Annotated in this window: 9 protein-coding genes; 6 read left to right on the top strand and 3 right to left on the bottom strand. The window is 49.3% G+C overall.

The features are described from left to right. From EG028_RS01810 to EG028_RS01800, 3 genes are all read right to left on the bottom strand, one after another. A complete protein-coding gene (locus EG028_RS01810; protein ID WP_120514326.1) occupies positions 1-3045 on the bottom strand; it encodes a PVC-type heme-binding CxxCH protein in 3045 nt (1014 codons plus the stop codon). A gap of 157 nt (positions 3046-3202) precedes the next feature. Then, positions 3203-4072: a hypothetical protein gene (locus EG028_RS01805; RefSeq protein WP_120514325.1), complete on the bottom strand. Its 870-nt coding sequence runs from the start codon at positions 4070-4072 to the stop codon at positions 3203-3205. Positions 4073-4089: 17 nt separating this feature from the next. Continuing rightward, the gene (locus tag EG028_RS01800; protein ID WP_120514324.1) at positions 4090-4776 is read right to left on the bottom strand and encodes a hypothetical protein; all 687 of its coding nucleotides are present in this window, start codon (positions 4774-4776) and stop codon (positions 4090-4092) included. Between the two features lie 139 nt (positions 4777-4915). Between EG028_RS01800 and EG028_RS01795 the strand changes: the two genes are divergently transcribed. The 6 genes from EG028_RS01795 (at position 4916) to EG028_RS01770 (ending at position 13886) form a co-directional block, all read left to right on the top strand. After that, positions 4916-5956 (top strand): sensor histidine kinase, encoded by a 1041-nt coding sequence (locus EG028_RS01795; RefSeq protein WP_120514323.1) that lies wholly within the window; start codon positions 4916-4918, stop codon positions 5954-5956. Next, complete coding sequence (locus tag EG028_RS01790) at positions 5953-6648, top strand: LytR/AlgR family response regulator transcription factor (protein WP_120514322.1); 696 nt, start codon at positions 5953-5955, stop codon at positions 6646-6648. Before EG028_RS01795 ends, EG028_RS01790 begins: the two co-directional genes overlap by 4 nt. Before the next feature lie 139 nt (positions 6649-6787). Beyond that, complete coding sequence (locus EG028_RS01785) at positions 6788-7372, top strand: RNA polymerase sigma factor (RefSeq protein WP_120514321.1); 585 nt, start codon at positions 6788-6790, stop codon at positions 7370-7372. Positions 7373-7450: 78 nt separating this feature from the next. Beyond that, positions 7451-8470: a FecR family protein gene (locus tag EG028_RS01780; RefSeq protein WP_120514320.1), complete on the top strand. Its 1020-nt coding sequence runs from the start codon at positions 7451-7453 to the stop codon at positions 8468-8470. Between the two features lie 57 nt (positions 8471-8527). Then, positions 8528-11965 carry a TonB-dependent receptor domain-containing protein gene (locus EG028_RS01775; RefSeq protein WP_120514319.1) on the top strand — a complete coding sequence of 1146 codons (3438 nt, stop codon included), beginning with the start codon at positions 8528-8530 and terminating at the stop codon, positions 11963-11965. A gap of 10 nt (positions 11966-11975) precedes the next feature. Continuing rightward, a complete protein-coding gene (locus tag EG028_RS01770; RefSeq protein ID WP_123864504.1) occupies positions 11976-13886 on the top strand; it encodes a hypothetical protein in 1911 nt (636 codons plus the stop codon). Positions 13887-13888: the final 2 nt, after the last annotated feature.

Here is a 13888-nt window from a genome sequence, read left to right as displayed (position 1 = left end):
TCATTTTTTCAAGGTGCCGAGGTAGGTTACCAGGTCTGCCAGCTCTTGTCCAGAAACTGCTGACGCCAGCCCTGTCGGCATCAATGAATGCTCATATGCTTTACGTGATAAGATGTCGGCTTTCTTTATTTTTGCGCCGCTTCCGCCGGCCATCTTCAATTCCACTTCCTCTTTCGTTTCCCCGGCAATATAGCCCAGCATGCTGCTGCCGTCTTTCAGCTTCAGCAGCACTCCTTCGTAACCGAAACTGATACCTGCATCCGGGTTGATGATGGCGTCATAGATGGCTGTTTTATCCAGCTTACTGCCTATTTCAGTGAGTGCGGGGCCGAAGTTCACGCCGGAGTTGCCTGCGATATGGCAGCTGGCGCAATAGGTGGCGTATATCTTCTTTCCTGATACAGCATCGCCTTTCATTTCAACGAGGCGGGCAATGGGAGGAAGGTTGGTGTTGCCGACCTTGCCTGGTTCATAATATGCCACGGCTTTCGCTTTTACGTCCTGCCGCCAGGAATTGATCAGTACTGCTTTTGCGGTAGTATCCAGATCCATGGGCAGTTTTTTATCTTCTACCAGTTTCCAGAGTTGATCGAACCCGTTCCAGCTGCTACCTAGCATACGGGTAGCGGTAATCCTTACGGGCAGGGTGTATTGGCTGAGGATGACGTTTTGTAAAAGTTCCCTGCTGGGTTTGTCCTGGTTGGCGCCGATCACTTTCACGAGGGCGGAGGCAGAAGCGGTGTCCTTTTTCATTTTTCGTTCTACCAGCGGCCGGCCGCCGCCATCCAGCAACGTTTTCATGGCATAGCTGCTGAGTTCTCCTTTGTCTGCAACCGCCAGTTCAAGCAGTTCTTCATCCTGCCCAGGGATTTTATATTGCTGCACCAGGTCTACAAACTCCTGCCTGCCTTTAACTGCGCCGAGACTGTTGTGCAAAGCGTTTCTTACCGATGCATTTATTTCCAGCCGCTGTTCATCCAGCATGGTGAATGCAAGCGCATTCACCAGGTTTTGCTGCGGATGATTTCCTTTTAGCAGGCCCAGCAGCACGGGAGTGCTTTCCGAAACCGGGTAAAAATCCAATGCGCGGAAGAACCGCAGGTTTTGCAAGGGACTGGCTGCCGGATCGTTGATGATTTGCGACAGCAGGGGTAGGGCAGCGGATGTTCTTGCCCGCCAGATTATATCACGGCCGGCAGGCGTGTTCCATTGGTTGCCGGTGAGTTTCAACCAGGCGGTAAAACAGGCGTTCCAATTGTTGTCTGCGGAAATACCCAGTGCCTCGAGATACCAGCGGTCGCGGGCATCGTAGCGAGAGGCCAGTTGCGCCCACAGGGCAGGCATCTGCGGTGACTTGTTATGCCGCAGGGCGATCAATACTTCCCGGCGTACCTGGGGCGAGGGATCTTCCGCCAGGCTTGCCAGCAGCGGTGCCACATCTGCCTGTAATTGCCGCGCGGCGCGGATGGCGGTAATGCGTATGTCTTCATCATCGTCAGCTATTGCCTGGCGAACGTAATCCATTCCCCTGCCGAGCAATTTGCTCAGCAGCCACAGCGCCCGGGCGCGGAAGCGGGGATTTTCATCCGTGAACAAATTTTTCAGAGGTTTCTCGGCATCGGTTCCCTGCGCATGGAGCCAGGTCCAGCCGAGGTAGCGGGTAGCGGGGTTGGGGCTTTTCAGCGCCTTAATGGCATCGTGTGATCCCCTGATTTCCGGGGCTTTTACTTTGTAGGCATTGCCTTCAGGGGCTATGCGGTAGATCCTACCCTTATCCAGGTCTCCTACCTGGTGCCCTCCAACGCCCGGATCATACCAATCGGCGATGAACAGGGAGCCGTCCGGTGCAACGCCCACATCTGAAGGCCGGAACCACTTATCCTGGCCGCTTTCAACGATATTTTCGATGGTGGCCGTGTAACCGGCGCCATGTTTTTTTACGGGATAAGAACGTACTACGTTATGCCCCGGCTCCCCGTGGATCATCTGGTTATGGAAAATTTCCGGTAAAAGGCTGCCTTCATACACCACCATGCCGGTGGGTGAGCCGGAGCCCGTTTGCAGCAGGTTAGGCACCACACCGGGATCGTTCAGGTGCCAGTGCCGGTATGGGATGGAATCTTCCAGATTGATTCTCCTGGCCTGCCAGCCGGCGCCCGTCATTTCATCGGTATACCCGTAGTTGCCGTATTCCATCACATAATTTATCCTCACGCCCCGGTTGCCGTCATCATCATTGTCCGATTGCCAGAGGGTGCCGAATGCATCCACCGCCACTTCATAATTATTCCGGAAATTATGCCCCAATACTTCCAGCGAGCTGCCGTCTGGATTGCAGCGGAACACCATGCCCTGGCGGTAAGGTTGACCCTTGTTGGCTACAATATTGCCTTGGGGATCTTTAACAATTTTTCCTTCTTTGTCCAGCAGGCTGTCGCCCATGTTGCCAAAATTAAAATACAGCTTTCCATCCGGTCCGAATATAAAGGCGTGAATGGCATGATCGTGCTGAACGCCGCCTATCCCGGTGAACAATACTTCTTTTTTATCGGCTTTATCATCTCCGTCAGTGTCTGTAAATACAAATACATTGGGACTGCAGGAAACGATCACGCGGTTCCCCAGTACGCATATGCCCAAAGCTGCATTGATACTGGTATCCTGGTAAAATACCTTCGCGGTATCAGCGGCTCCATCCCCGTTCAAATCTTCGAGGATCAGGATGCGGTCTCCTTCCTGCTTATAAGGATGGTCCGGGTTCAGCTGATTGCGGTAGTTGTAGGCTTCTGTGATCCATACCCTTCCTTTCGCGTCAATATCCATGTTGGTGGGATTGGTGATCATGGGCTCGCTGGCAAAAAGCGTTGCCTCCAGGCCGTCTCTTACTTTTAAGCCTTCGGTGGCATGGGCAGGCTGCCGCAGTTGCGCTTCAGTGAGAATTACTGTCTGTTTTGCCGCTTTTTTTTCCTGACGGGGCTGGCATGCGCTGAATAGCAGCATTGCAATCAGCAGGTTACGGGATAACCGGTGAAGAAACTGTCTCATACGTGGATTTAATAATAACTGTTAGATTGACACTAAAATAAACAAAAATAATAAACGTACAAGGTTTTTGAAAAAAATGCAGAAGCACCCCGGATGAAAAAAGCCGGCAGATCAGCATTACGCTTCTGCCGGCGGTGTTGTAACCCTGACCTGTCGATTATTGGTTGATGATCGTTTTTAACCCCCTGATTCCCATATCCACTACGGTCTCACCTTCCAGTACGTCAAACTTTCCATTGCCGTTCGTGTCTTTCCACTCAAAACTCTTATTAACGGAAAGCGAAACGGTGACCACGAGATCTTTCGTTTCATTACCTGTAACTGAAAGCCCGCCTGTAAAAGGCCCGGTCACCACGCAGGAGCCCGGTGGGATCGGAGAGGTGCCTGCCAGTGGATTAGGCACAGTGGTAGCACCTGCCGGCGCCTGCGCGCTCACCACTTTTGTAGGCACTTCCAGTGACCAGTAACCTTGTGGCCTGTTGCCGTTAAGGGTCACCGTGCTGTCTTTTATTTTATAAGCGCCGATGTAGGTATTATACCCGATGAAAGATGCGACGGTGCCGGTAATCTCCTGGCCTAATGCAGCCACATTGATCTTGATATCATAGGACTGGTATGCGAGTGATACCCGCAGGTATTCATATTTACCGGGTTTTACATCTTTTAACGGTATCTCGAAAAAAGTTTCCCCGTCAGCAGCGATTTTTGACTTGCTGAAATCAATGGCTCTGGCGCCGCCCGCGGTTGTTTCCGCGTTTTTGTATAAGACAGTGCCCTGCTCAAGCAAGGTCGTCGGCAGAGGGGCCAGCTCAATGTAGTGAGCGCTCATCCCGCGGAATACGGGTGACTGGCCGGCATTTCCGGCAGCTATGGAGGAGGGCCTTCCAAGGTTATCCAGCCGTTCCTGCTGTGCATCGAATTTGAATTTGAAGATCAGCTTCGGCGCCGTAGGGGCCGGATCGTCCTTTGAGCTGCAGGAAGCAAGTGCGCCGGCAGCGAGGATCACGAATAAGGATTTTTTCAGCATAATAGTTGATTCATAGGTTATTGTAAAGTAATCGTTTTATTGAGCGTACGGTAAGTGCCTTTGACAACGCCGCCCGCCGCCGGTGCCTGTTGCGGCTGGTTAAGCGTATAACGGTCCATTACGCAGATCACCTGGCCGTTGGTAGTGGCGATGGATTGCAGTTTGTTGGCTTCCAGGATGATACTTGTAGCTCCTGCGCCGGGCTGGTTGAAGAGATTACCGCTGATTGCGGATGCAGATCCCATTCCGATGCCAACGGCTTCGTTTTGCCCAACAGGGTCGCCCAGCCATGAAAGCGTATAAGAGGCGCTTTTAGACACGGTGGTGAAATTTTCAGGGAATGCGACAGGCTTGGGCAATTGCAGCGTATTTTGGAAAACCTTATTATTGATGTCGGTGAACACGATCGTGCCCGATTGTATGCTCCCGCTGTATTCTTTTTTGTAATAGGCAAACAGGCTGTCGAACACGAGCGGCTCGTTGTTGAACCGGACGTCTGAAGGCTGGGACAATTGCAGAAGGGTGCCTGTTGCGTTACTGAATCTGAACCAGGCTTTTACAGTCGTTTTATCGGTATTTTTGTCATAAAAAAGCTCATAGGTGGTATGGATCTTTTCCTGCGCAACACTGGCGGAAGGCTCTTTGGTGCAGCCAATAAAAGATGCCAGTACGAGAACGAGCAATGTCAGCTGTAAGGTTTTCATATTTTTACTTTTGGTTATTTCTGATAACGGCAAATGTATGCTCTTCATATAGCCGGTAAGAATATTTTGAACCAACGGATGATTTTCATGAACGAAAGTAAGACCGGGGTAAGGAATATTTCGCATTTTTACAATCGCTATGAAAAGGCAGGTCTATAAAATTCTTATTCACGCCGGCATCTGGCTGCTGTTCATGAATGCGACAGTCAGGTATCTTCAGCAATGGCTGCCGGAGAACGGTTTGCATTTTACAGCGTCAAAGATATGGTGGTATTCAGTTACTTACGTGCTGACGCTGATGCTGGTGCCGTATTTTAATTACTGGGTGCTGCTGCCGGTCTATTACTTCCGAAAAAAGTATGTAGTGTATGGCGCTGTGCTGCTGGGTCTGTGCTCGGCGATGTCTGCCGCCATCTGTGTCATCGATGCCTTGTTTATGGCCCCGTATTATCCTGACTGGCTGTTTTCAGCGGAACATCTTTATTCGAGGTTGCCTTACCTGGCTTTTTTTTGCCTGCTGATAAATTTTGCGGGTGTTTCAGAGGAGCTGCACCGCAAGCTGCGCCGGGAAGAAGAGTTGAAGCAATATCGTACCGACGCGGAGCTGAAATGGCTGAAAGCACAGGTGAGCCCGCATTTTCTTTTTAATTCCCTGAATAATATATATACGCTGGTCCATTTCAAGTCGGACGATGCCGGGCCTATGCTCGTAAAACTTGCGAACATGATGCGTTACCAGTTGTATGAAGGTAATGTACAGGCCGTTCCGGTAAAAAGAGAAATAGAGTATATAGCAGACTACATCAGCATGCAGCTTTTAAAACAGCGTTGGCAAAAAAAGGTAAAGATGGAAGCAAGGTCTGCGGATGTACCAGGCGTTTACGTACCGTCCCTTCTTTTCATCAACTTCGTTGAAAATGCGTTCAAACATGGCAATCTTGACAGGGATGGCGCGTTCATCGATATTTTATTTGACGTTCAGCCCGAAAAGATTTATTTCCGCGTATCGAATTCTTTTGACAGCCGCCCGCATAAGGACATTTCTTCAGGTATAGGCCTTAGCAATGTAAAGCACAGGCTGAGCCTGGTATACAAAGAAGCATATGAGCTGAACATTTTCAACGACGGCCGCCGTTTCGATGTGGTATTGCTGATCCATAAATTAAATGTTGAAAAATGAAGCTAAGCTGCGTCATACTGGACGACGATGATCTTGCTCTCCGGCTGCTCTCCGATTATATTTCACGGTTGCCGCAGCTTGAGCTGAGAGGAGTGTTTACAGATGCCAGGATAGCAAAAACCGCAATCGAGCAGAGCGGCGTGGACCTGGTCATACTTGATATTCAAATGCCGGATCTTACAGGAATTGAGCTTTTGGGCAGCCTTGAGAGCAAGCCGCATGCCATTATCACGACATCTTACCAGGATTACGCTTATGAAGGATTCAGGCTGCAGGTGGTGGACTACTTGCTTAAGCCTTTTTTGTTCGAACGTTTTGAGATGGCAGTGAATAAAGTATTGGCATATCACCAATTTCTGCCCGCGCAGGGAAACCGGCAGGGGTACATTTTCGTAAAGGCCAATGGCATCATTGAAAAGATCCCGGTGGCGGATATCCTGTTCCTTGAAGGATCAAAACAGTATGTTAAGATATTTCTGAAAGAGCGTTATATCATAACACTGGATTCCATGAAGAATTTTGATGCGATCCTTTCCGCGCAAGGATTCCTCAGAGTACATAAATCTTATATTGTTTATATCCATGCAGTAGATGCAGTCGATGGGAGTTGTTTACGCATAGGCGATTACATTATACCTGTCGGTAAGACTTACAGGCAGGAAATTGTAAAAAAAATTGGATTTGGATCCTGATGCGCCAGCACATGGAGTGGTGTTATTTTTATTTTAAATTTTCTCAAACGAGGTAATCCCTGTGATTAATCTGTATCTAATTCCCTTGTTTTGCACCCGGAAGAATATTTAAAAATGTGTAACCGGAAATATCGAGGCAATGCAGAATAGACGGAACTTCCAGGAAATTCCTCCAGGCGAATTGAATAATAAGGAACTAGCTGAAGCGCTTCAAAACTCTGATCATGAAGCCTTTACGATTATTTTTTATACTTTGATGCCACGTGTGCTGGCTTACCTGACCGGTTGCGTCAAGAGAAGGGACCTGGCGGAAGAGCTGACGCAGGATACCTTCCTTAAACTATGGCACACACGCACTCAGCTTCCGGACGATGTGATCCTTACAGCGTATATATTTGTTATAGCCCGCAATCACTTGTATAATTTCCTCCGTCGCAGGCGCCTGGAGGCGGCATATGAAGCTGAGGCGGCTTCCTCCGCTTATTTGTCAGAAAATCTGGAACCATCATTGGAATTCAATGAAATCTGGCGTCAGTACCAGGATTGCCTGTCAAGGCTCGATCCTGAGCAAAAAGAGATATTCATACTCAGTCGTGATCACGACCTGACTTACGAACAGATAGCGGCGGAGCTTGGTATCAACCAAAGGCTTGTAAAAAGAAGAATGGGCAGTACGCTGAAGATACTCCGGAAAGAATTGTTATCCCTGCTGGTAAGCCTTTAGATTGTTAACATTCCCTTAATATACATCCGGGGCCCGGTTTTCTGATGCGCGTGTCTTCATTATAAGCAAGCACGAATTATGGCATCAATAGAAAGGCTGAAAACAATTTCAGGAAAAATATTCGACGGCAGCGCCACCCGCGAGGAAGAAGAACTCTTCTGGAAATATTTCGATGAAACCGGTGCGGATCATTTGAGGGAAGAGCTTTTCCCGCTTTCCGCATTTTCATCATCGAAATCAGTACGGCCGCAGGAATCAGAAGCTGACCAGATGCTCCAGGTGATCCGGGAACGTATCCGCAGCGAGCATAACGATCAGCCGGTAACCAGAAAAATATCATGGATCAAATATGCGTCGGCCGCGGTAATGGCAGGCGCAATAGCCATTGTCTCCATGGTATTACTCCAGGACCGGAAAACCACTTCTTCTTTACATGTTACGCAAAAGTTGCAATGGGATACTATTCAGAATCCTGGTAAAAATCCATTGAAAGTTAGGCTGGCTGACGGCAGCCAGGTATGGTTGAATACCGGGGCATGTTTGCTGGTGTCCGCTGATTTTGAGGCCGATCGTATGGTAAAGTTAAGGGGGGAAGCATTTTTCAAAGTGGAAGGGAATGCTGTGAAGCCTTTCGAGGTAGCTGCAGGCAATATCCGAACGCTGGTACTGGGTACAGAATTTAATATCGACGGTTTCGATTCTGGCCAACGTGTCCAGATAAGCCTTCTCAGCGGAAAAATAAAAATAAGTCATTTAATGGACAGCAGCCTGTCATATACGCTTAAGCCGGGGCAGATGCTTGAGGCTTCACAGTCCGCTTTCCTTGGCGCGCCTTCTTCAATCCATTCGGACGCTGTAGATGCATGGCGGCACGGCGCGCTGGTGCTGAACAATATGCCAATGCGCGACGCTTTGAAGAAGATCGGAGCTTTTTATGCCATCAATATTTCGTGCGAAGACGAGGTGCTGCTTTCGGAAAAAGTTACCGCCGTATATGAAAGAGGGCAAAACTGGAAAGATGTGCTGCACAACCTGCTATTTATTTATCACTATACTTTTGTAACAGAAAAGGACACCATTTACATTAAACACAACTAGCAGCAGGGCGGAACGAATGTTCCGCCTGCAAAAACACTCACACTTAAATTATTATCAATGATGTTCACAACAGGATTTATCCGGTGGCTGAGGCCGCTGCGGAATTCCTTTTGCATGCCTTTGCTGGCGCTCATTTTGTTGCAGCCGTCGTATCTGCTGGCACAACGGAAAGCGGCTGAAAATATAACGCTGCAAACGGAGGAAATAAGTCTTTTAGAACTTATCGGGAAAATCAAAGAACAGACCGGTCGGAACTTTAGTTTCGATCAGGCCGGTCTGCGTGGAATTACGGTAAAAAAGATCAATTGGCAGAGCAAACCTGTGGACCAATCAATGGCCGAGATCGCCGCAAAAACCGGCATCCGCTATCATATCGTGGGAAACAATGTCGCTGTTGCCCCGGGTACTCAGCAACAGGCAGCGGTCAGCTTCATCCTGAAAGGGCGCGTGCTGGACATGCAAACAAAAGAACCGCTTATCGGCGTAACGGTCATCGTCCAGGGCGCCCAGCAGAATGCCATAACGGATGCTTCCGGCATTTTCGTGCTTCGCCTGAAGGATAAGCAGGCCGTTTTGTTGCTTACATATATAGGCTATGTAAAAAAAACGGTGAAGGTCCAGGCGGGAAAGGGTGATGTTGAGATCCAACTTACACAGGACAGGAAATTGCTGGGTGAAGTTTCCGTGGAAGCCCGCCGGAAATACAACAACGAAGCAGCTGTGCTGAACGAGCGTAAAAATTCCGCTATGATCTCGGATATCATTTCCGCGAGGAACATCGAGAAAACTGCCAGCCTGACCACTACGCAGGCGCTTCAAAGGGTTTCCGGCGTAACGGTTACAAATGATAAGTATGTATCCATTCGCGGCATGGGAGACAGGAATGTGGTCGGGCAGCTGAACGGTGCGCGCCTAACGAATGCAAATGCTGACAACAACAGCGTGCCGCTTGATCTTGTACCGGCGGGTTTGCTTGAGAATATCGCAGTCCTGAAATCCGTGACACCCGACAAACCTGCCGATGCGGCCGCGGGCATTGTGGAATTGCGGACGAAATCCATACCAGACAGCCTTAGCCTGACCTTCAGCGTGCAGGTAGGGACAAACACAACCGTAGGATTGGGTGGAGACCTTAATTCTTTTTACAATAGTGAATTAGGACAATGGGGTCAAAATGTAAAAAAGAAAAATCTCAGCCCTGAATTTCTACGCCTTTCAGATGAATACCCCGCGTCAATAGATCCGGCCAACGCGTTCAACACTTATACCACCAGCCGCAGGATCCAGCAATTTCTTTATTCCGCCCGTCTTACGCCCGAAGGCCGTATGGAGGCACGAAGGATTGACAGGATCATGAAAAGCTTCGACCCGGTACTTACCACGCAGTATAAAAAATCCAAACCGAACCAGCAATATTCCTTCAGTTTCGGGAATAATTACAAATGGGGCAAACAGGTATTCGGTATTGTTGCGGGAGCGAACTATTATTACCGCACGGAAGCCAAGCAGAACGCACGGCTTGCAAGCTGGAGCATTTACCAGGGAGTGGGTTACCGTTACCCTCTTTTTATTCCAGGTTCCAATACCGCGAATAATGTAACCCTGAACGACCAGCTGGTACAAACGGAAAATACCGGGATTGAAAGCCTGAATTTTGGTGGTTTGCTGGGCTTGTCCTACAGGCCCGCGAAAGGGCATGATATCAGTCTTAACTTTATCGGGAACAAAGCCGCGGAAGGGCAGGGCACTTCACTCACCGGTTCTTTCCCGGCTTCGGCGCAGCAATATCCCATTCTTAACCAGGTATACAGCCTCCGGCAGGAAGAACGTATGATGAATACGTACCAGGGCCGGGGAAAACATAAAGTCAGCCGCAGTGTCAATCCTATTGTGTTTGAATGGAACGTCAGTTTCAGCAACGGCAAACAGAATAATCCTGACTACCGGTTTACCAGCGTGGTGATCGACAGCAATAAATACAATTATGTGAATAAAGCGCCAGGCGCCGATTTCTGGTCGTTCCTGACGGGCACGCGTGCTTCCGTATTAGCGGGCGGCGCATTGTACGACCCGAACAACAGGGCTTACAGGCTGCTGGACGAGCATAATCAGAATTACCAGGCGGATCTTACTGTTCCATTTATCGTTGCCAACCGCAAACATCTTTTCAAAACAGGGTATTACTTTTTGAGGAAAGAGCGTGATTACCGGGAATATCTGCAAACGATCCCGTCCAGCGCGGCTTTGTCGGCTGTAAGTGGCGACCTCGATAAAATGATCGCATATGACAAAGTCGCTTTGATGAACGGCGAAAGCCAGCTGAATGAAGGACAGGCATATCCTTCAGGATTTATCTATGAAGTGGCGAAGTCGATCAATAATTATAAAGGCCACTCCCTTGCGGAAGCTGCTTACGCGATGGGGGACCTCCAGTTGAGGAACAATCTCCGATTGGCGGGTGGCGTAAGGTTTGAAAAAACACAGGTGAAAGCTTTGCTCGATACCAGCAACATCATCATGCTTACGGCCACAGACCGCAGCAGTACCGCCACACCGGTAGTTTACAACCCGACATTCGATCCGGCGATCAATTACAGTGTCGGGTTCCAGCCTTACTATTCCGTGAACCTGATTTATCAGCCCAAAGAAAACCTGAACGTAAGGGCGTCTTACAACACAACGCTTGCAAGACCCGAACTGCGGGAGATGATCCCCATCACTCAGTATGATCCTTTCCAGTTTGCTATCGTGACCGGTAACCCTGACCTGCAAAACCAGTATTCTCAAAGTTTCGACCTGCGTGCTGAATGGTTTACGGCTCCCGGGGAAGTATTCGCCGTGTCCGTATACAACAAGCTCATTGATGGTCAGCTGACGCGCGTATACAGCAACGATTCCGCCGGCACTACCGCAAACGGGTACGATTTCAGCCAGGTTAAGTTTTATAACGACCGTGAACGCGGTCATATCAGGGGCATTGAGCTGGAAGCAAGGAAAAACCTGAAATTTATGGGATATGCGTTCCGGCATTTCTTTTTCAATACCAATCTCATCCTGGCGGATAGTTACATCAAACGTAATAAGGACAGGCTTGCAAAGTCGCGCCTGATAGACAACTACGCTCCCGAGAAGTCCCCGCTGCAATACCAGCCTGCATATTCCCTGAATGTGAGCCTGGATTACGAGAACCCGAAAACAGGCACCAGTCTTACCGCCAGCTTTAACCAGATGGGAGAACGGCTGCTGCAGATCGTGCTTACCGGTGAACCGGACATATATGACAGACCGGTGCCTGTACTGGACTTCGTATTCCGCCAGCGGATACTTAAAAAGTGGGCGGTGAAAGGATTTGCCAAAAATCTGCTGAATCCTCCATACAAAGAGGTATATACCAACTATGGCAACAAGGGTCTGTATTTCGGGAAGGAATATGTAAGAAGAGCATATTACCGGGGTACTGAAATAATGATCGGTCTTACTTATGATATTTTTTAACCTAACGTTTATGAGATTAAAATTACGCAATACCTGCGCTTTGTTGTTATTCATGCTGGCGATGGCGGCATGTAAAAAAGAAGCGCCGTTGCCTCCGCAGATCCAACCATCGCCGCTGGCGCCTAATTCCGCATCGCCTTTACGGTTGTTGAATTTTGCTTATGACGCGGAAATTACGATGAATGGCCGCGTGCTTACTTCAGGCATTATGAGCCAGTTTTTTGATGCCGCTGAAGGTCCGCCGAATTTTCCTCCTACGCCTTACTTTATCTCGGATGGTATCTGGAGGAAATCCGCCGGCACTTTCCATCCGTCCCTCCAGGGCGGCAATCCTGTAATGGTGCCTGATTCTTTGCTTCGCGGGGACAGCGTAAGCGTGAGTGTAAATACGTTTCGCGCCAGGCTGGGTGCGGAAATGGTACACGACACCATTACCACGGTACTGCATAAAAACGGTTCGGCTGCCCAGGACGTATTTTTTTACCTGGGCCGGACTGATTGCAAGAACTGTTCCGGTTTTGAAAAAGGGTTTCTTGTTCCCGGATACTCTAAAGTGTCCGATGGCAAACCTTTCGGCATGAATGTACGCGTATTTCCCAGGGATGTATTGCCTGCCGCAGATCCGTCGCGGTTTAAAATACGGATCATAAACCTGGGAAGCATGTCCACAGGTTCCAATCTTACAGGCAATGGAGGCGTTACGCTCACCTATGGAGATGGTACGCCGGTGAGCGGCGCTACCAGCAATATTTTACCGGGTAATGCCGGCGCATATACGGAGTTGCCTTATGGAACCTATTATTTCCGCATCCGGAATACGCAAGGCGAATTTTTGTCTGAAAAGTTTTTTGAACCTAAGGGGGAATTATCCTGGGATATAGGCGCGCCACGCGCTGTAAACGGTTATACGAACCCGTACGGAGGCAGCATACCTAATATGAGCACTCGTTTCAAAGGGGTTACGTTCATCCAGTCCATGCCCATAGCGCGCATCAAAACATACCTTGCCGGGGGAGTTTACACTATCGTGATAAGCCCCCGCCAGATCACGCCGCCTGCACCGTCAACACCTGCCGCCTCGCCGTATTATACGAACTGTTATGAGCTGGTGCAGGATATCAAGCCCCAGAACCTGGACTACAGCCGGGTGCAGGTCATTCATGCCCTTCCCGGGAAAGGGACGCTTGCTGCAATCGTGGACGGAATGCCGTTTCAAAATCTTGCCTATGGCATAGATTCCGGCGCGGACAGTTATAAGATCATTCAGAATGGATGGCATGAGGTGCAGGTAAAAGATGACGGAGGCCGTGTGATTCATGAAGGGCGTTTTGAAACGCACAAGGGCGATAATGTCAGCGTATGGATTTACGAGGATATCGACGGAAGGGTTACTTCAGCGCCGGTCTACAATGATATGTCCTTTACGCGCACGCTTGCTAATGTTTTCACGCAGACGGGAAGTTATATGGACTACTGGGCGACCGATGTTACGTTCCTGAACATGGTGGCCGACGTAAAGGAAGCGGCGTTCGTACGGAATGCCGTCAGCTGGTGTACAACAATCGTCCCTGATAAGACAGGCAATAATATTATACTTCAGCAAGGCCGTCCCCTGGGAAAATGCGCTAATTTTTTCCCTGCCAAGACCAATACCGTGGATCTTTCTGCATATCGCGTAGTAGACCGCGACAGCATCCGCAATACACCGGGCCTGAGCAAAAACGGTATAGCATTGATGGCGAAGACGCAAAACCGGAATTACTTCGGCGTAAATGCGGCCGCATTGGCCTATCCGCCTGTGAGCCTGACCAATGAATATACCGACCATGGCGTATTCACCATCGCGGTGATCGGAAGAAGCACGGCAACAGCGCCTGATCCGGCACAACCAAGGCTGATCATCATCAATCACATAAAATAAAC

The organism is Chitinophaga barathri, assembly GCF_003807585.1.
GTDB classification, from domain to species: domain Bacteria; phylum Bacteroidota; class Bacteroidia; order Chitinophagales; family Chitinophagaceae; genus Chitinophaga; species Chitinophaga barathri.
This window is presented reverse-complemented; position numbering and strand designations above follow the sequence as displayed.

What these genes read in the sequence shown, in the direction of transcription:
- EG028_RS01780 (WP_120514320.1), top strand. Translation starts at nt 7,451, where the DNA reads ATGGCATCAATAGAAAGGCTGAAAACAATTTCAGGAAAAATATTCGAC.
- EG028_RS01790 (WP_120514322.1), top strand. Translation starts at nt 5,953, where the DNA reads ATGAAGCTAAGCTGCGTCATACTGGACGACGATGATCTTGCTCTCCGG.
- EG028_RS01795 (WP_120514323.1), top strand. Translation starts at nt 4,916, where the DNA reads ATGAAAAGGCAGGTCTATAAAATTCTTATTCACGCCGGCATCTGGCTG.
- EG028_RS01805 (WP_120514325.1), bottom strand. Translation starts at nt 4,072, where the DNA reads ATGCTGAAAAAATCCTTATTCGTGATCCTCGCTGCCGGCGCACTTGCT.
- EG028_RS01775 (WP_120514319.1), top strand. Translation starts at nt 8,528, where the DNA reads ATGATGTTCACAACAGGATTTATCCGGTGGCTGAGGCCGCTGCGGAAT.
- EG028_RS01770 (WP_123864504.1), top strand. Translation starts at nt 11,976, where the DNA reads ATGAGATTAAAATTACGCAATACCTGCGCTTTGTTGTTATTCATGCTG.
- EG028_RS01785 (WP_120514321.1), top strand. Translation starts at nt 6,788, where the DNA reads ATGCAGAATAGACGGAACTTCCAGGAAATTCCTCCAGGCGAATTGAAT.
- EG028_RS01810 (WP_120514326.1), bottom strand. Translation starts at nt 3,045, where the DNA reads ATGAGACAGTTTCTTCACCGGTTATCCCGTAACCTGCTGATTGCAATG.
- EG028_RS01800 (WP_120514324.1), bottom strand. Translation starts at nt 4,776, where the DNA reads ATGAAAACCTTACAGCTGACATTGCTCGTTCTCGTACTGGCATCTTTT.